Source organism: Lysobacter enzymogenes, assembly GCF_017168095.1.
Taxonomy (GTDB): domain Bacteria; phylum Pseudomonadota; class Gammaproteobacteria; order Xanthomonadales; family Xanthomonadaceae; genus Lysobacter; species Lysobacter enzymogenes_D.
This window is the reverse complement of the sequence record NZ_LXSD01000276.1, coordinates 1-17,573: the sequence shown is the minus strand read 5'-3', so window position 1 is coordinate 17,573 and position 17,573 is coordinate 1. Positions and strand designations below refer to the sequence as shown.

At 71.4% G+C, this 17,573-nt stretch carries 17 protein-coding genes; 8 read left to right on the top strand and 9 right to left on the bottom strand.

Annotated elements, in window-relative coordinates; genetic code table 11:
• Window positions 1–74 precede the first annotated feature (74 nt).
• Together A7A76_RS08290 and A7A76_RS08285 are read left to right on the top strand one after the other, a co-directional pair.
• Window positions 75–1,214, top strand: a complete 1,140-nt coding sequence (locus A7A76_RS08290) for a hypothetical protein (protein ID WP_206410753.1) — start codon at window positions 75–77, stop codon at window positions 1,212–1,214.
• Window positions 1,207–2,286 carry a DNA methyltransferase gene (locus A7A76_RS08285; RefSeq protein ID WP_206410752.1) on the top strand — a complete coding sequence of 360 codons (1,080 nt, stop codon included), beginning with the start codon at window positions 1,207–1,209 and terminating at the stop codon, window positions 2,284–2,286. Before A7A76_RS08290 ends, A7A76_RS08285 begins: the two co-directional genes overlap by 8 nt.
• 190 nt (window positions 2,287–2,476) lie before the next feature.
• Here A7A76_RS08285 and A7A76_RS08280 read toward each other — a convergent pair whose 3' ends face one another.
• The 4 genes from A7A76_RS08280 to A7A76_RS08265 all read right to left on the bottom strand — a co-directional run bounded on the left by A7A76_RS08280 (window position 2,477) and on the right by A7A76_RS08265 (window position 5,856).
• Window positions 2,477–3,214, bottom strand: coding sequence for a hypothetical protein (locus A7A76_RS08280; protein WP_206410751.1), 738 nt, complete (start codon window positions 3,212–3,214; stop codon window positions 2,477–2,479).
• Between the two features lie 221 nt (window positions 3,215–3,435).
• Window positions 3,436–4,053, bottom strand: a complete 618-nt coding sequence (locus A7A76_RS08275; RefSeq protein ID WP_206410750.1) for a GNAT family N-acetyltransferase — start codon at window positions 4,051–4,053, stop codon at window positions 3,436–3,438.
• Window positions 4,050–4,595, bottom strand: a complete 546-nt coding sequence (locus tag A7A76_RS08270; RefSeq protein ID WP_206410749.1) for a GNAT family N-acetyltransferase — start codon at window positions 4,593–4,595, stop codon at window positions 4,050–4,052. The genes A7A76_RS08275 and A7A76_RS08270 overlap by 4 nt, the downstream gene beginning before the upstream one ends.
• A 244-nt stretch (window positions 4,596–4,839) precedes the next feature.
• On the bottom strand, window positions 4,840–5,856 hold the full coding sequence (locus A7A76_RS08265; RefSeq protein WP_206410748.1) for a zinc-dependent alcohol dehydrogenase family protein: 1,017 nt from the start codon (window positions 5,854–5,856) through the stop codon (window positions 4,840–4,842).
• Window positions 5,857–5,990: 134 nt separating this feature from the next.
• Between A7A76_RS08265 and A7A76_RS08260 the strand changes: the two genes are divergently transcribed.
• Window positions 5,991–6,932 (top strand): LysR family transcriptional regulator, encoded by a 942-nt coding sequence (locus tag A7A76_RS08260; RefSeq protein ID WP_206410747.1) that lies wholly within the window; start codon window positions 5,991–5,993, stop codon window positions 6,930–6,932.
• Between the two features lie 169 nt (window positions 6,933–7,101).
• Here the strand turns inward: A7A76_RS08260 and A7A76_RS08255 are convergent, their stop codons facing one another.
• The gene (locus tag A7A76_RS08255; RefSeq protein ID WP_206410746.1) at window positions 7,102–8,262 is read right to left on the bottom strand and encodes an AAA family ATPase; all 1,161 of its coding nucleotides are present in this window, start codon (window positions 8,260–8,262) and stop codon (window positions 7,102–7,104) included.
• Window positions 8,263–8,577: 315 nt separating this feature from the next.
• Here A7A76_RS08255 and A7A76_RS08250 point away from each other — a divergent pair, with 315 nt between their 5' ends.
• The 3 genes from A7A76_RS08250 to A7A76_RS08240 all read left to right on the top strand — a co-directional run bounded on the left by A7A76_RS08250 (window position 8,578) and on the right by A7A76_RS08240 (window position 10,874).
• On the top strand, window positions 8,578–9,543 hold the full coding sequence (locus tag A7A76_RS08250) for a CsgG/HfaB family protein (protein WP_206410745.1): 966 nt from the start codon (window positions 8,578–8,580) through the stop codon (window positions 9,541–9,543).
• A 327-nt stretch (window positions 9,544–9,870) separates the two neighbouring features.
• Complete coding sequence (locus tag A7A76_RS08245; protein ID WP_206410744.1) at window positions 9,871–10,221, top strand: VOC family protein; 351 nt, start codon at window positions 9,871–9,873, stop codon at window positions 10,219–10,221.
• A gap of 206 nt (window positions 10,222–10,427) precedes the next feature.
• Window positions 10,428–10,874 carry a hypothetical protein gene (locus A7A76_RS08240; protein WP_206410743.1) on the top strand — a complete coding sequence of 149 codons (447 nt, stop codon included), beginning with the start codon at window positions 10,428–10,430 and terminating at the stop codon, window positions 10,872–10,874.
• Between the two features lie 127 nt (window positions 10,875–11,001).
• Here A7A76_RS08240 and A7A76_RS08235 read toward each other — a convergent pair whose 3' ends face one another.
• Entirely contained in the window at window positions 11,002–12,441 is a 1,440-nt protein-coding gene (locus tag A7A76_RS08235) for an MATE family efflux transporter (RefSeq protein WP_206410742.1), read from the bottom strand.
• Between the two features lie 285 nt (window positions 12,442–12,726).
• On the opposite strand from A7A76_RS08235, the gene A7A76_RS08230 reads away from it, so the two are divergent.
• Window positions 12,727–13,170, top strand: a complete 444-nt coding sequence (locus tag A7A76_RS08230; RefSeq protein WP_206410741.1) for an SRPBCC family protein — start codon at window positions 12,727–12,729, stop codon at window positions 13,168–13,170.
• Between the two features lie 554 nt (window positions 13,171–13,724).
• Here the strand turns inward: A7A76_RS08230 and hutU are convergent.
• Window positions 13,725–15,398 (bottom strand): urocanate hydratase, encoded by a 1,674-nt coding sequence (gene hutU, locus A7A76_RS08225; protein WP_206410740.1) that lies wholly within the window; start codon window positions 15,396–15,398, stop codon window positions 13,725–13,727.
• A gap of 145 nt (window positions 15,399–15,543) precedes the next feature.
• Here hutU and A7A76_RS08220 point away from each other — a divergent pair, with 145 nt between their 5' ends.
• Entirely contained in the window at window positions 15,544–16,125 is a 582-nt protein-coding gene (locus A7A76_RS08220) for a TetR/AcrR family transcriptional regulator (protein WP_206410739.1), read from the top strand.
• Window positions 16,126–16,270: 145 nt separating this feature from the next.
• Here A7A76_RS08220 and A7A76_RS08215 read toward each other — a convergent pair whose 3' ends face one another.
• Together A7A76_RS08215 and A7A76_RS08210 are read right to left on the bottom strand one after the other, a co-directional pair.
• Window positions 16,271–16,612: a hypothetical protein gene (locus A7A76_RS08215; RefSeq protein ID WP_206410738.1), complete on the bottom strand. Its 342-nt coding sequence runs from the start codon at window positions 16,610–16,612 to the stop codon at window positions 16,271–16,273.
• Between the two features lie 260 nt (window positions 16,613–16,872).
• A complete protein-coding gene (locus A7A76_RS08210) occupies window positions 16,873–17,433 on the bottom strand; it encodes a YybH family protein (protein ID WP_206410737.1) in 561 nt (186 codons plus the stop codon).
• Window positions 17,434–17,573: the final 140 nt, after the last annotated feature.

The window sequence follows — 17,573 nt, the reverse complement described above, 5'->3', positions numbered from 1 at the left end:
CGGGAGAGGGCTAGGGTGAGGGCAATCGTCACCCCTAGGCTCAACCCCGCCAGAAGATTCAAAGGACGAATCCCATGCCAGCCCCCCTCGAAGGGCTAGCGACCGCCGATCCGGGCACGCTCCCGCTCAGCGCGGCCTCTTCCCTGTTCCAGCGCCTGCGCGCGACCACCCCGCAGCTGGCGCGACGCGCGCCCGGGGAACACGATGCCGCGCGCTGGCGCGAACACCGCATCGGCGAGCGCCGCTACCGCATCGCCCAGCCGGTCACCTTCACCCCGTACGCCGCCGCGCGGCCGTGCTCGGCGCGCTGCCTGTTCTGCTCGGAAAACCTGCGCACGCTCGACGGCGGCGCGCTGGCGCAGAGCCTGCGCCCCGCGCCGGACCACTTCGAACGCCTCAGCGCGGCGCTGGCGCAACTGCGCGGGCTGCCGCTGTCGTGGTCGCTGTCGGGGCTGGAATCCAGCGACGACGAAGACTGGTTCCTGCGGCTGCTGGCGACGCTCGGCGCGGCCGAGCGCGACGGCGTGGCGGTGGAGGAGCGCGTGCTCTACAGCAACGGCGCCGGCTTCGCCCGCGGCCGCGGCGCGGAGCTGATCGCCGCGCTGCGCGGGTTCGGCCTGTCGTGGCTGGAGCTGTCGCGCCACCACTTCGACCCCGCGCGCAACCAGCGCATCATGCGCTTCCGCGACGGCGAGCCGATCGCCGGCGGCGCCGCGTTCGAGGCCGTCGCGCGCGAGCTGGCGGCGCAGTTGCCGCTGCGCCAGGTCTGCATCCTGCAACGCGGCGGCATCGACGATGCCGACGGCGTGCGCGCCTATCTCGACTGGGCCCGCGCCTGCGGTGCGGACACCGTGATCTTCCGCGAGTTCTCGCGCCTGGGCGCGGGCTATCGCGACAACGCCACCCGCCGCTACGTCGAGGCCGAACGGGTGGCGATCGAAGACGTGCTGGCCGCGTGCATGGACGCGCCGTGGTGGTCGCGGCTGAGGCCGCTGCGCATCACCGAGGGCTATTACTTCTGGAACCTGCGTCTGCGCGAGCAGGCCAGCGGCATGCAGATCGTGTTCGAATCCTCCGACTACGCCGCGATGCACCGCCGCCACGCCTCGGGCGATATCTACAAGCTGGTGTTCCACGGCAACGGCCGCCTGTGCGCCGGCTGGCAACCCGACCGCGACGTGCTGTGGCCCGCATCGGAGCGCGCCGATGGATAGCCGCAGTTGGCTGTTGCTCGAGCCCGACCCGCCGCAACTGCAGTTGCCCGAGGATTTGCGCGCGCGCGACGCGTTCGGCGGCCGCGACTGCGGCTGGGTCGCGCAGATGCGGCCGTTCGTGCGCCACTTCGCCGCGCCCGGCGCGCGCGTGTTCGACCCGTTCTGCGGCTTCGGCACCACCTTGCTCGCCGCCGCGCTGGAAGGACGCGAAGGGTGCGGCCTGGAGATCGACCCGGCGCGCGCGCAACTGGCGCGCGAGCGCCTGCGCCGCCACGGCGTCGATGCGCCGGTCGCCGTCGGCAGCCTGCCCGACACGCCCGCGCCGGCGCCGTTCGAGCTGTGCCTGACCAACGTGCCCTACTTCGGCTGCCGCTGGCCGGAGCCGGCCGCAGCGGCCGATGCGGCCGACGCGCACACCGGCCAGCTCTACCTGGAGCGCGACTACGACGCGTATCTGCAGCGCCTGCGCGACATCTTCCACGGCGTGCGCGCGGCCTTGCCGGAAGGCGGCTACTGCATCGCCATGGCCGAGAACCTCGAGCTCGGCGGCCGCACGCTGCCGCTGGCCTGGGATCTGGCGCGCGTGCTCGGCGCGCTGTTCGTGGCGCGCGCAGAGCGGCTGCTGTGCTATGCGCGCGAACCGCGGCGGCTGGCCGCGGGCGACGCGCGCACCGACCGCAGCCACGAGTACGCGCTGGTGTTCCAGAAACAGCGCGAGCGCATCTGCCTGGACAGCACCCGCGACGAGCTGCAGGCGCTGCGCGAGGCCGGCTTCGGCTTCGAACTGCACGGCGGTTTCGCGCGCTGGCTCGCCGATCCCGGCGCGCGCGAACCGGCCGACGCCGACCTGCTGCTGGCCGACGATCAGGCCGAGTTCGACCGCTTGCTGTGGTGGCTGCACGAGCGCCATTACGCGCTGAGCCTGTGGGGCGAACCGCTGCATCCGCCGCTGCGTCTGCCGCGGCTGCGCGAGCATTGGTATGTGCGCGCGCAGCGGCGCGATCGGTTGGGGCGGTTGGTGCGGCTGGATCTGTCGTTGGCCGATCAGGTGGGGCCGGCGGCGGCGGAGTGAGGTTTGACCCGGTCGAAGCGCCGCAGCCCACGAGTTGGCCACAACGCAGGGCACCGTAAGCGGCGTCGTAGATGTAGCTGCGCGGTCGCGGCTTGCGCCGCTCCTACAGGGGGCGGTCGATGGCGAATGTAGGAGCGGCGCAAGCCGCGACCGCGATGCCGCAGATCGCGCCGTCCCTACAATCGCCCGCTCATTCCTCTCCCGCCACCGACGCCGCCAGCGGCGCCAGCCCCGCCACCCCGCCGAACGCGCGCAGCAACTGCTGGCAACGCGCGCGGATCACCGCCGCCTGCAGCGGCCACGCCGGTTCGCGCCGCGAGCCGGGAAACACTACGCACAGCAGCGGCCCCGTCGGCGCGCCGCGGCCGCTGCGCGCTTCGGCGCGGTGCCCGGACAGATCGCTGGCCATGCGCTCGGACACCTCGCCCATCGCCCGGTCGCGGCCGCTGTCGCCGATCAGGCCGAAGCTGTGGCGGCCGCTGCCGCGATCGTGCACGACCACGAAATCGCCCGGCGCGCCGGCGCCGTCCTCGGCCAGCCAGCCTTGCGGCAAGGCCAGATACGCGACCCGTCCGGCATCGAGGTAGGCCGCGGTGCTGGTGCGCGGAAAGCGCGGATCGTGCAGCGCGGTGGTGGAGACGAAATAGCCCGGATAGCCGCCCGCGTCCTGGCGCAAGGGCCGCTGCGGCTGATGCGGATCGGCCACCAGCCGCTGGCGCCAGTCCTGGCCGGGCCAGCCGGCGTCGCGCAGGCAGCCGCTGCCGGTGTCCTCGGGATGGTAAGCATCGGGCGCGCCCTGCGCGGTCACCCGCGGCCGCGGATTGACGAAGGCGTAGGCAGGTTGCGCGCCATCGCCGTCGCCGGCATCGATGCGGCGCACGGCCAGGCCGGCGAACTGCGTCCATTGTTCGATCACCAGCACGCCCATGACGATCCATCCCTGCGCGGACGACGCGAGCGCTTCGCGCCTGCCTCCTGTCGGCAGCGATTGCGCCCGGGCGGATGTCAATGCGTCGTGATCTTCGCGGCGGAATGCATCCGGCACTCATTGCGGCCACGAGGCTTCACGCGATCGGTCACGTTGAATGCGCAAAGCCTATTCAACAAGGCACCGAAAATCATCCTCTCAAGCGGCCAGTACGTAAAAAATCAGAATCGGTGATACCAGAACAACGCGGTTTCCTGCGCCAGATCCGGCTCGTTGGCGTAATGGAAGCGGTCGCAGCCGCCGAGCACGAAACCGTGGCGCAGGTACATCCGGCAGGCCGCGACATTGGTGTCCTGGGTCTCCAGCATGATCCCCGGATAGCCGTGCTCGCGCGCCCAGGCCAGCGCCTGCCGCATCAGCGCCGAGCCGGCGCCGCGACGGCGGACGTTGCGGTCGATGGCGATGTCGTCGATGCAGGCGTAGCCGTTCCAGGTGCGCGACATCATCAGCCGGCCGGCGACGCGCCCGTCGACGCGGACCACGAACGCGGCCGCGTCGGGCGCGGTGTTGCCGCGCGCGCGTTGCAGATAGTCGCGCAGGCCGTCGGCGTCGGCGTCGTCGCCGTAGTTCTTGCGGTAGGGCTCGTCGAGCCGCTGCGTATCGAACGATTCGAGATCGCAGTGCAGCGCGCCGTCGCGCAGTTCCAGGCGCAGGCGCTGGAAGGCGATGTAGCTGCCGTCGAAGGCCACCGCCGCGTCGATGTCGTCCTCGCGCAGCGCGTGCACCGTCGGCGCGCGCGCGTCGTCGTGCGCGCCCGCGTCGTCGCCGCCGGCGCTCATGCCGTCAGGTCCAGGGCCAGGATCGCGTCTTCGTAGGTGTTGGCGCCGACCTGGAAGCGCCGCTCGCCGACCTGCGCATAACCGCAGCGCGCGTAGAACGCCAGCGCGCGTTCGTTGCCGGCGTACACGCCCAGCAACAGGCGGCCGGCGCCGCGCGCGCGGGCTTCGTCGACCGCGTGCTGCATCAGCCGGCGGCCGGTGCCGCCGCCGTGGAAGCGCGACAGCAGGTAGATGCGCTTGAGCTCCAGGTCGTCGGCGCGCAAGTCGGCCAGCGGCAGGTACGGCGCGGTCAGCATGGCGAACCCGACCGGCGCGGCGCCGACCGCGGTTTCCGCCAGCCACAGCGCCGCCGCGGGATCGGCCAGGCTCTGCGCGTACAGCTCGGCCGCGTGCTGCTTGCGGCAGTGGGCGACGATGTCGGCGCCGGCGAGGATGCCGGCGAAGGTCTCCAGGAACGTCGCCGCGCCGGCCAGGGCCAGCGCGTCGGCGTCGCCGGCGTGGGCGCGGCGGATCAGGGGAAGGTCGGCGGCGGCATCGGTCATGGCGGCATCGTGGGGAGCCCGGAGGCGATGGCGCCAAGATCGCATGCGCGGGCCGGGTTCGGCATCGGCGGATGGTCGCAGTCGCGGCGATGATGGGTTGCGGCCCGTGCAGGGGATTGCGGCGCGATCTGTCGCTGCGCGGTCGCGGCTCGCGCCGCTCCTACATGGGCTCCCTGCAGCAGCGGCGCGAGCCGCGACCGCGGATCCTCAACTACGGCGCAACCGCATCACGCCGCCGCTCCCCTCACTGCGCAACCCGGATCGTCACCTTGCCGAAGTGCGAGCCGCTTTCCAGATAACGGTAAGCCTCGCGCGCCTGCTCGAACGCGAAGCTGCGGTCGACCACCGGCACGATCCGGTTGACCTCGACGAAGCGCGCCAGGTCTTCGCCCATGCTGCGGCTGCCGACGAAGATGCCCGACAGCCGCTTGGCGCCCATGATCAGCGCGATCGCGTCGAGCTCGCCGCCGAAGCCGCTGACTCCGCCGATGATCGCGACGGTGCCGTTCATCGCCGCGGCCCGCACCGAGCGCGCCAGGGTGCCGCTGCCGCCGACTTCCAGCACCGCATCGACGCCGGCGCCGCCGGTCAGGCGCCGCACTTCGTCCTGCCATTCCGGTTGGGTGCGGTAGTTGATGGTCGCATCGGCGCCGAGCGCGCGGGCGCGGTCGAGCTTGTCGTCGCTGGAGGACGTGACGATCGCGCGCAGCCCCGCCGCCTTGGCCAGTTGCAGGCCCCAGATCGACACGCCGCCGGTGCCGAGCAGCAGCACGCTCTGGCCCGGGCGCAGGCCGGCTTCGACGAACAGCGCGTTCCAGGCGGTGACGCCGGCGCAGGTCAGGGTCGCGGCCTGGAGGTCGTCCAGATGCGCGGGCACGGCGAACACCGAGTCCTGCGACGCCACGATCTCTTCGGCCAGCACGCCGTCGGCGTCGGCGCCGAGCGGGTCGCGGGTGGTGCGCGCGCTGGCCGCGCCGGCGTGCCAGTGCGGGAAGAAGCTGGTGGCGACGCGGTCGCCGAGCGCCCAGCGGCCGGCGTCGGGGCCGAGTTCGATCACCTCGGCGACCGCGTCGGAAGCGGGAATCACCGGGCGCTCGGCGCCGGCCAGGTAGCTGCCGTTGGCGATCATCAGGTCGCGGAAGTTCAGCGACACGGCGCGCACGCGCAGGCGGATCTGGCCGGCGCGCAGCGGCGCGCGGGCTTCCTTGGCCAAGGCGAGCGAGTCGATGCCGCCGCCGGCGCGGATGCGGTAAGCCTTCATGGGAACACTCCTGGAACGCTGGGGGATGGGGGCCGCGACGCTGCCGCGGCGAAGTGGCGCTACGATATCGTCGCCGCCAACGCTCTGGTGGCTAGATTTGCGCCACTCTGCGTCGCCCATCAGGAACCAATCGCATGGCCGTCAACGACCGTCTGCTCGGCATCGTCGCCTTCGTCCAATCGGCCGAGGCCGGCAGCTTCGCGGTCGCCGCCGACCGCCTCGGGGTCACCCGCTCGGCCATCGGCAAGCGCATCGCCCGGCTCGAACAGCAGCTCGGCGTGCGCCTGTTCCACCGCAGCACCCGCCGCCAGAGCCTGAGCGAGGACGGCCAGGCCTATTACGAGCGTTGCGTCAAAGCCCTGGCCGAACTCGACGCCGCCGAGGCCGCGCTCGACAGCGGCCGGCGCGAGCCCAGCGGGCGGCTGCGGATCAGCGCGCCGGTGATGTTCGGCCGCCATTGCGTGGCGCCGGTGGCGCTGGAGCTGTCGCGGCGCTATCCGAAGCTGGAGATCGACCTGTCGTTCAACGACCGCGTGGTCGACCTGGTCGAGGAAGGCTACGACCTCGGCATCCGCGTCGGCCGCCTGCGCGACAGCGCCACTCTCGCCGCGCGCCTGCTGACCCAGGAGCACTTAGGTATCTGCGCCGCGCCGGCGTACCTGGCCCAGCGCGGGCTGCCGCGCGAGATCGACGACTTCGCCGGCCACGACGCGGTGATCTACGGCCGCCACGGCCAGACCGTGCCGTGGCGCCTGCGCGACCGCGCCGGCGAAGTGCGCGAGCCGCAGGTCGAGGCGCGCCTGCGCTTCGACGACCTGCAGGCCATCGCCGACGCTGCGGTGGCCGGCGCCGGCCTGGCGCAACTGCCGTGCTGGCTGCTGAGCCGCTACCTGCGCAGCGGCGAACTGCAGATGGTGATGCACGCCGACCGCGTGGTCGGCAGCCGGATCAGCGCGGTGTGGCCGCACACCCACTACCTGCCGCTGCGCACGCGGGTGGCGATCGACCTGCTGGTCGAGCGGATCCCGGCGATGGTGGGGACCGGGTTCGGCCAGCCGCTGGCGGCGGTGGCTTGAGGTTGCGCGGGGTTGCGGTAGGTTGCGTCGTTGCTGCGATGTCGCGGTCGCGACTCGCGTCGCTCCTACAGTCGGACTTCCCGCCACGTCGCGACCTCGGGCTCGCCCTGTAGGAGCGACGCAAGTCGCGACCGCGACGCCTCAGCCACGACGCAACCGCCGACGCCCCTCACCGCTCCGGCCAATACCACGCCGGCGCATCCAGCAAGCCCTGCCCTTCCATTTCGGTCTGCCCGAACGGTTTGTGCAGACGGATCGCGTTGCAGCCGTCCTCGTCCTCCAGCGCCGCGACCAGGCGCGAGGCGTGCGAGACCACCCACACCTGGCTGCGCCGGGACGCGCGCGCGATCAACCGGCCCAGCGCCGGCAGCAGGTCCGGGTGCAGGCTGGTCTCGGGTTCGTTGAGCACCATCAGCGGCGGCGGCCGCGGGGTGTGCAGGGCGGCGATCCACAGCAGGTAGCGCAAGGTGCCGTCGGACAGTTCCGCCGCCGTCAGCGGCCGCAGCAGGCCGGGCTGTTCCAGTTCCAGCACGAAGCGCCCGCCCTCGCCGGTCACGCGCACGCGCGCGCCGGGGAAGGCGTCGTCGACCGCCGCGGCCAGCGCGCGCGCGTCGCCGATCTCGACGATGGTCTGCCAGGCCGCAGCGAGGTCGCGCCCGTCGTGGCTCAGCACCGGCGTCAGCGTGCCCAGTTGCGGCTGCCGCGCCGGCGCCTGCGCGTCGCTGCGGAAATGGTCGTAGAAGCGCCAGCCGCGGATGGTTTCGCGCAGGCTCAGCACCTCCGGCGCCGCGCGCGGGTCCGACAGCTGCGCGAACAGGCTGTCGAACGGGCTCAGATGCTCGGCGGCGACGCGCCAGCCGCGGCCCTCGCGCACCCGCGCCAGTCCGCCGCGACGGTCGACCAGCAGGTTGGAGCTGCGCAGGAACGGGCCGCTCCAGATCGCCTCGCGCTTGATCTGCGGGTCCATGCCGAACAGCGTGTTCGACGGGATCGGCAGGCCCAGGTCGATGGCGTAGCCGTAGTCCTCGCCGGCGAAGCCCAGCCGCAGCGCCACCGGCGCCTGGCGCTGGGTGCCCTGCACCGGCACCTCGCCGCGCTTCATCCGCGCCGACAGGGTTTCCGGGCCGGCCCACAGGGTCGAGGGCAGCCCGCCCTCGCGCGCCAGCGCCGGCACCACCCCGCCCTGCGCGGTTTCCGCCAGCAGCCGCAGGGCGCGGTAGAGGTTGGACTTGCCGCAGCCGTTGGCGCCGGTCACCACGTTGAGCCGGCCCAGGGCCAGCTCGAGTTTGTGCAGCGAGCGGTAGTTGGCGATCGCCAGGGTATGCAGCATCGGCCGGCTCCGGAGCAAGCGAAACGCCGGCCAGCCTGCCGCGAGCGCGTCTCAGCGGCTGCGAGGCCGCCGGGCGACCGTCCGTCCCAGGCAAAGCACGGGCGTCCTTTTTTAGCAATGGATCACGTTATCATGCGGGCGTGAGTCGTCGTGCAGGCCGGGGTGCGCCCGGCCTGTCTGCGTCTGGGGATCCTTCGGCCGACCTCCCGCTGCCCCTGCAGCGTGGCCGAAGGAGGACGCTCGGGCTCCGTCGGGAGCCGCGGCCGCACGCGCCGCGGCAGGATGCTGTTCAAGAGAGTTTTAAGGAACGAAACGATGAAGACCGCTAATCGGGGAATCCAGGCCGTGGCCTGCGTGGTGGGCCTGGGCGTGGCGCTGACCGCCGCGCCGGGCTGGGCGCAGCGCAAGAGCGCGCAGGAGCTGCGCGCGGAAAAGACCGCGGAAATTCCCACCTGCTCCAAGAACCTCGGCTCGATCTCGGTGATCGAACCCGAAGACGGCACCAACTGGTGGAGCGGCCAGCAGCTGCCCGCGCCGAGCAAGCTGATCAAGGTGTTCGTGCAGAAGTCGCGCTGCTTCACCCTGGTCGACCGCGGCGCCGGCATGGACATGGCCATGCGCGAACGCGAACTGGCCTCCAGCGGCCAGTTGCGCAACAAGTCCAACATCGGCAAGGGCCAGATCCGCGCCGCCGACTACGTGCTGGTGCCGGACCTGATCGCGAAGAACTCCAACGCCGGCGGCAACGCCATCGGCGGCATGCTCGGCGGGCTGATCGGCGGCAACGCCGGGCGCGTGGCCAGCAACCTCAACTTCAACAAGAAGACCGCCGACGTGGTGCTGACCGTCACCGACGTGCGCTCCTCCGAGCAGGTCGCGATGGCCGAAGGCAGCGCCAAGAAGACCGACATCGGCTTCGGCGCCAGCGGCGCGCTGTGGGGCAGCAGCGGCCTGGGCGGCGCCGGCGTGTCGGGCTACGCCAACACCGAGATCGGCCAGGTCATCACCATGGCCTACCTGCAGGCCTACACCAACCTCGTGTCCGAACTCGGCGGGCTGTCCGGCAACGCTTCGGCCTCGAACGCGCAGCAGGCGGTCACCGTGGTCAAGGCCGCGCGCCTGTTCGCCAACGCCAACGGCAGCGGCAAGGTGGTGCGTCCGCTCGAGGCGGGGATGATGCTCTACCCCACCGGCAACAAGCAGGGCGCGATGTGGGAAGTGGAGGACGAACTCGGCAACAAGGGCTGGGTGACCTCGCTGGCGCTGGAACTGTCGAAGTAAGCATTCCCGCGGGCGCCGCCCCGCATGCGTTTGCGCGAAGGGCCGCCGGGCGACCGGCGGCCTTTTTCGTCGCGGGTTCCGTCGGCGACGGCAGTCGGCGGCGGTCGCGCATGCGGCGAGATCGGCCGGCGTCGATCCGCGAACAGCGCTTATGATCGAAGCCCGTTGCTGCCGGCATCGCTGCAGCCGGCGGCGACGACCGCCGTGAAGTCGCCGCCGGCCGCGGCTTCGCGCCGCGCGAAGTGCGGCCTCGGCGGGCCTCGTCGTCCGAGACCGGCCGCCGCGGTCGATCTGCCAACACGCCCTCGCCTCTCACCGGACCCCGCCATGCCCCACCCCGACCGCAACCTGCGCCTGGACTACCTCGAATTCAACGTCGCCGACATCGCCGCCGCCAAGGCCTTCTACGGCGCCGCCTTCGGCTGGCGCTTCACCGATTACGGCCCGGATTACTGCGAATTCGACGACGGCCGCATGAAGGGCGGGTTCAGCGCCCACGCCGCGCCGCGACCCGGCGGCATGTTGGTGGTGATCTACGCCGACGACCTCGCCGACGCGCGCCGCCGGGTCGAAGCCGCCGGCGGCCGGATCGTCGCCGAACACGAATTCCCCGGCGGCCGCCGCTTCCACTTCACCGACCCGGACGGCTACGAGCTGGCGGTGTGGACCGAGGTCTGAGCCTCGCGGCGGCACGGCGCCAGAGCGAGCCCGGACTTGCCCTGCAGGAGCGGCGCGAGCCGCGACCGCGTTGCGGCAGATCGCGTCGCAGGCGCGGTGCCGCGGTCGCAGCTTGCGCAGCTCCTACCGTCGGACTTCCAGCCGCGGCGCGACCTTGGCCCGCGCTTGCTGGTAATTTGAACGCATCCCGCTCGACACCGCCCCGCATGGCCTACGAACCGATCCACATGACCTGGGACTACTGGGACGGCCCGCGCGCCGGCATCGCCGATTGCGAAGGCCGTCCGCACTATTTCGCCTGCCAGTTCGATCCGCAGCAGGAGGAATACCGCGATCTGTTCGCGCTGACCCCGCTCGACGCGGAAACCTGGGCCTGGGCGCAGGAGCACTGGGCGATCTGGCAACGCTGGGAGGCCGAGGTCAACGCCGGCCGGCTGCCCCCGCACAGCCATCCCAAGCACGGCCAGTTCGACCCGCGCTACAACGAACTCGAAGCGCTGATCGACGGCGGCATCGACCGGCTGCGGGCGCAGGCCACGCGCCGGCGCGGCGCGCTGCGGCGGCGCGCGGTCGAGGGCGAATTGTTTCCCGGGCAGTGGAATCGCTACGAGATCGAATGGTCGGCGCCGCTGGGCGAAGACGCGGCCGGCTGAGCACGGCAGCCGCCAGCCGGCGTAGCGCCCCGCGGACCGAATCCGGGAACGCGATTGAACGTCGAGCAAGGACGCGAGCGATCGAATCCCGCCTCGCGCGCTGCACCCGCTGCGGCGGCGACAGCGGCTACACGTTCGCGTTCTTCCAGCGCCCGCGGGTGAACAGCCACAGGGTGAACGCGCCGACCGAGGTCTCGGACACGAACACGGCCCAGAACACGCCCAGTTCCTGCCAGCCCAGGTGGATCGCCAGCCAGTACGACAGCGGGATCTGGATCAGCCAGAAGAACACCACGTTGATCTTGGTCGGGGTGACGGTGTCGCCGGCGCCGTTGAAGGCCTGCACCGTCACCATCCACCAGCCGTAGATGAAGAACGAATACGACAGGATCCGCAGCCACTCGGCGCCGACCTTGACCACTTCCGGATCGGCGCTGAAGAACCCGACCAGCTGCTGCGGGAAGGCGAAGAACAGCACCGAGACCACGACCAGATAGCCCATGTTGTACCAGCCGATATGCCACACCGAGGCCTCGGCGCGGTCGGCGTGGCCGGCGCCGAGGTTCTGCCCGACCAGGGTCGCGGCGGCGTTGGACATGCCCCAGGCCGGCATCATCGTGAACATCATGATGCGGATGGCGATGGTCGCGCCGGCCACCGCCTCGCTGCCGATCGCGGCGAGGATGCGCATCAGGAAGATCCACGCGGTCATCGCCACGATCATCTGGCCGATGCCGCCGAGCGAGGTGCGCACGATGTTCCACAGCATCGCCCCGCGCCAGGCCAGCTGCGCCAGCGTCACCCGGATGTGCTTGCCGCCGCGGAACAGCGCCCACAGCTGGTACAGCACGCCGGTGCCGCGGCCGATGCAGGTGGCGATCGCCGCGCCTTCGATGCCCAGCGCCGGAAACGGCCCCGGGCCGAAGATCAGCAGCGGGCACAGCACGATGTTGAGGCCGTTGGACAGCCACAGCACGCGCATGGAGATGGCCGCGTCGCCGGCGCCGCGGAAGATCGCGTTGATCACGAACAGCAGCATGATCACCGCGTTGCCACCGAGCATCCACTGGGTGTAGCGGTAGCCGTGTTCGATGCTCCAGGCGTCGGCGCCCATCAGCCGCAGCAGGTCCTGGGCGTAGAAGATGCCGGCCAATGCCGGCACGATCGACACCAGCAAGGCGATCGCGATGGCCTGCACCGCGGTGAACGCGGCCTCCTCGCGCTTGCCCTCGCCGATGCGCCGCGCGATCACCGCGGTGACCGCCATCGCCAGGCCCATCGCCACCGCGTAGAGCAGGAACAGATAGCTCTCGGTCAGCCCGACCGTGGCCACCGCCGAGGGGCCGAGCTTGGAGACGAAGAAGATGTCGACCACGGCGAAGGTCGATTCCAGCACCAGCTCGAGCACCATCGGCACGGCCAGCAGGAACACCGCGCGGCGCAGCGGGATCTTGGTGTAGTCGGCGTCGGTGCCGCGGACGGCGTCGCGCAGTTCGCGCCACAGCGACTGCGGGGCGGTGGAGTCTGCAGCGTCGGCGGCCTGGGCCGCCGGAGAGTCGTGGGTCATCGCGTGGTCCCTGCGTTCGATCGCACCGACGCATGTTAGGGCCCCATGCCCGGCTCGCCAGTGACAACAGTACGACGTTGCGCAGGATCGCGGATCGACATCTCAATCGGCGAGATCGCGCAACCGCGACACGCGCCGCCGCATCTGTTGCAGTGCAACCTGAACCGCGTTGCACGCTTGCCAGGTTTTTCGCTGGTCGCCGTCGCGGGCCTGTCGATCCGGCGCCCACCCGTTCGTCGCCCCAGTGAGGACCACGCCTCGCCACCCATCTGGAGAACCACCACCATGTCCGGTACCGTCCGCCTGCTCCGCGTCTTCACCTGCCCGCCCGAACGCGTCTACCGCGCCTTCCTCGACCCCGCCGCGCTGAGCAAGTGGCTGCCGCCGGACGGCTTCACCTGCACCGTGCACGAACTCGACGCCCGCGTCGGCGGCCGCTACCGCATGAGCTTCACCAATTTCAGCACCGGCAACGGCCACAGCTTCGGCGGCACCTACCTGGAACTGGTGCCGAACGAGCGCATCGTCCACGACGACCGCTTCGACGATCCAAACCTGCCCGGCACCATGGTCACCACCATCACCTTCCGCGCCGTGTCCTGCGGCACCGAGGTGCAGGTGGTGCAGGAGGGGATTCCCGAAGTGATCCCGGTCGAGCAATGCCATCTCGGCTGGCAGGAGTCGCTGACCTTGCTGGAGCGGCTGGTGGAGCCGACGATTCCGGAGTGAGCTGAGATCGCGGCAGACCGAAGCGAAGCGGCGGCCTCCTGACGAGGCCGCCGTCGCGTTTCAACCTGTAGGAGCGGCGCGAGCCGCGACCGCGACAAAGCAACTATGACGAAAGATCCACCGCGAGCGGACACCCCGCGGTCGCGACTCGCGTCGCTCCTACAGGGAGCCGACGCGGCATCGCGGCGAGCGGAAACGAAAACGGCGGCCCCATGACGAGGCCGCCGTCGCGTTCCAGACTGTAGGAGCGGCGCGAGCCGCGACCGCGACAACGCAACTACGACGAAAGATCCGCCGCGAGCGGACACCCCGCGGTCGCGACTTGCGTCGCTCCTACAGGGAGCCGGCGCGGCATCGCGGCGAGCGGAAACGAAAACGGCGGCCTCATGACGAGGCCGCCGTCGCGTTTCAGGCTGTAGGAGCGGCGCGAGCCGCGACCGCGCCAACTCAACTACGACGTAAAGTCCGCCGCGAGCGGACACCCCGCGGTCGCGACTCGCGTCGCTCCTGCAGGGAGCGGCCGCCGCATCGCGGCCACTCGGGAGACCGATGCGTCACAGCATCGGCAGCTTCAATCCCTGCTCCTTCGCGCACTGCCGGGCGATCTCGTAGCCCGCATCGGCGTGCCGCATCACGCCGGTGCCGGGGTCGTTCCACAGCACCCGGGCGATGCGGCGGTCGGCCGCTTCGCTGCCGTCGCAGACGATCACCACGCCCGAATGCTGCGAATAGCCCATGCCGACGCCGCCGCCGTGGTGCAGCGACACCCAGGTCGCGCCGCCGGCGACGTTGAGCATGGCGTTGAGCAGCGGCCAGTCGCTGACCGCGTCGCTGCCGTCCTTCATCGCCTCGGTTTCGCGGTTGGGCGAGGCCACCGAGCCGCTGTCGAGGTGGTCGCGGCCGATCACCACCGGCGCCTTGAGTTCGCCGTTGCGCACCATCTCGTTGAACGCCAGGCCGAGCTTGTGGCGCAGGCCCAGGCCGACCCAGCAGATGCGCGCCGGCAAACCCTGGAAGCTGATGCGCTCCTTGGCCATGTCCAGCCAGCGATGCAGGTGCGCGTCGTCGGCGATGATCTCCTTGACCTTGGCGTCGGTCTTGTAGATGTCCTGCGGATCGCCGCTGAGCGCGACCCAGCGGAACGGGCCGACGCCGCGGCAGAACAGCGGCCGCACGTAGGCCGGCACGAAACCGGGGAAATCGAACGCGTTCTTCAGGCCTTCGTCGAACGCCATCTGGCGGATGTTGTTGCCGTAATCCACGGTCGGGATGCCCTGCGCATGGAACGCCAGCATCGCCTCCACGTGCACGCGCATCGACTTCTTGGCCGCGTCGCGCACGCCTTCGGGATCGCTCTTCTGCTCGGCCAGCCAGCGCTCGACGCTCCAGCCGATCGGCAGATAGCCGTGCACCGGATCGTGCGCGGAGGTCTGGTCGGTCACGCAGTCCGGACGCACGCCGCGCTTGACCAGCTCGGGCAGGATTTCCGCCGCGTTGCCGAGCACCGCGATCGACTTGGCCTCGCCCGCGGCGGTGTACCTGGCGATGCGCGCCAGCGCGTCGTCGAGGTCCGTCGCCTGTTCGTCGACGTAGCGCGTGCGCAGGCGCATGTCGATGCGGCTCTGCTGGCATTCGATGTTGAGCGAGCAGGCGCCGGCCAGCGACGCGGCCAGCGGCTGCGCGCCGCCCATGCCGCCCAGGCCCGCGGTCAGGATCCACTTGCCCTTGAGCTCGCCGCCGTAATGCTGGCGGCCCATCTCGACGAAGGTTTCGTAGGTGCCCTGGACGATGCCCTGCGAGCCGATGTAGATCCAGCTGCCCGCGGTCATCTGCCCGTACATCATCAAGCCCTTCTTGTCGAGCTCGTTGAAGTGTTCCCAGGTGGCCCAGTGCGGCACCAGGTTGGAATTGGCCAGCAGCACGCGCGGCGCGTCGGCGTGGCTGGGAAACACGCCGACCGGCTTGCCCGACTGGATCAGCAGGGTTTCGTCGTCTTCGAGTTCGCGCAGCGACTTCAGGATCGCGTCATAGCAGTCCCAGTCGCGCGCGGCGCGGCCGATGCCGCCGTAGACCACCAGTTCGGCCGGGTTCTCGGCCACGTCCGGGTCGAGGTTGTTCTGGATCATCCGGTAGGCGGCTTCGCTGAGCCAGGACTTGCAGGTCTTGTCGCTGCCGCGCGGGGCGCGGATCGTGCGGGACGGGTCTTTGCGGCTGTTCGCTGCGGACATGGCGGTCTCCGTGATGCGAGTGAGGCGGAAATTATCGCGCCGCGCTCGCGCCGCCCACCAGCGGCGCAGGCCCGCGCCGGCCGCCGGCGGGGCGCCGCGGCGCACGAAACTGTCGCGCCGGGGCCGAAATGTTTACGCTGTACACATGAACCCGGCCGCCACACCCGAGCGCATCGTCCAGGCCGCGCGCGCCCTGCTCGCGCGCGGCGGCGCGCAGGCGGTCAGCATGCGCCGGGTCGGCGAAGCGGTCGGGCTGACGCCGATGGCGATCTATCGCCATTTCCCCAACCGCGAAGCGCTGCTGCAGCGCGTGGCCGACGACAGCTTCGACGAGATCGCCCGCCACTGGACCGCGCGCAAGCACGGCGGCGACGTGGTCGCGCGGCTGCGCGCCACCCAGCGCATCTACCTGGATTACGCGCTGGCCTGGCCGCATTTGTTCGATCACGCCTTCTCGCTGCGGCGCGAGCGCGCGCGGCGCTATCCCGAAGACTTCCGCGCGCGCCGTTCGCCGACCTTGAACGTGGTCGCCGACGTGGTGGCCGAAGCGCAACAGGCCGGCCGCCTGCGCGGCGGCGATGCCTGGGACATCGCGATGACGCTGTGGGCGCACACCCACGGCCTGATCGCGCTGTACCGCGCCGGCCGCTTCAGCTTCGACGAACGGCAGTTCCGCGAGTTCTACGAGGCCTCGCTGGGGCGCTTGCTCGACGGCTTGCTGGCCTGAGCCGACGACGCCGCATCGCGGCCGTCCCACAGCCAAGCGCGCGGCGGCGAAACCCGCCGAAACCCGGCAAAAAAGCGCCCGGCCGAAGCCGGGCGCGAGGACGGCGCGGACGCGAATCCGTGCCGGAAGGGATACGGTGGGACGCTCAGCGCAGACGCGGATCGAGCTTGCGCAGGGCCTGGCCGACATCGGTCTCGCCGGTGCGCTCCAGATCCTTGCGGTCGTAGCTGCGGCCATAGCCCGCGCAGTCCGGCTTGCCGCGCGAGGCGGCCTGGATGCGCGAACCGGTCTGGGTGAGGCAACGCGGGTCGTTGCGCGCCGCCTGCGCGGCGGCGGGGTCGGCCTGGACGCCGGCTTGCGCATCGGCTTGCACGTGCGCGCGCGCGGGTTCGGCGCGCGCGTCGGCCTGCGCCTGCACGGCCTGCGCCGAAGCGGCGCCGGCGCCGAGTGCCGCGGCCAACGCGGCGATGCGAACGATGTTACGCATGGGACACCTCCCGAAAAGCTGCGATGGCGAACGGTCCGATCTGCGGGGCCTGCGATTTCCGCAGTGCTGCGGCGTTGCGATAGCTGGACTGCGGGCGGCGCGGTCGCGAACGGTTCGGCGGCCGATCGCCCGACTTCCAGGCGATCCGGCCTGCCAACGGCCCACCGCGCGAACCCTGCGCCCGGCTTCAGCGGACCCGGCCACCATACGCCCGCCCCGCCCCCGCGGCGGCGAGGCCGCGCAGGCCGTTTAAGCCATCGTCAGCGTCGCGGGCAGTCCTCGCGGCGGCCGCGTTCGAACGCCATCGCCTCGGCCTCGGTGGCCGGGCGCGGCGCGATGCCGTCGTCGAACACGATCCGCCAGACGCCGTCGCCGTCGCGATGCCAGACCGATTGGTACTGGCCGATCAGATAACGCGGCTGCGCGCCCGGCTCCAGCCGCTGGTACAGCGCCGGCCCGGTCGACCAGGCGACGTCGCCGACCCCGCCAATGGTGACGCGCTGCGGATACCAGCGCAGGCGCAGGCCCTTGCCGGCGATCAGCCCGGCCCATTCGGCGGCGATCGCCTCGCGCCCGCGCGTGGGCTGCGGCCGGCCGGCGCCGAACGCGGCCTGCGGATGCAGGAACGCGGCGAACCCGGCGGCGTCGTGTTCGGCCAGCGCGCGGGCGAAACCCAGCTCGCGCGCCCACACCGCGCATTCGTCGGCGCTCAGTTGCGGCGGCGCGGCGGCGCCGGCCGTGGGTTTGGCGGCCTCTTCGGCGAATGCGAATCCGGGCAAGCCCGCCAGGCAGGCGGCGACGACAACGGCGACACGGCGCATGGCGGACCTCGCGGCAGAAACCCCGCCGCCACTATCGGCCCGCACCGCTGCGCGCGCCAGCGACTGAAGTCATGCCGCGCCCGGCCGGCGCGGCGCCGGCGCAGCTTCGTGCCGACCTTGGCGGCCCGCCCGCCGCGCGG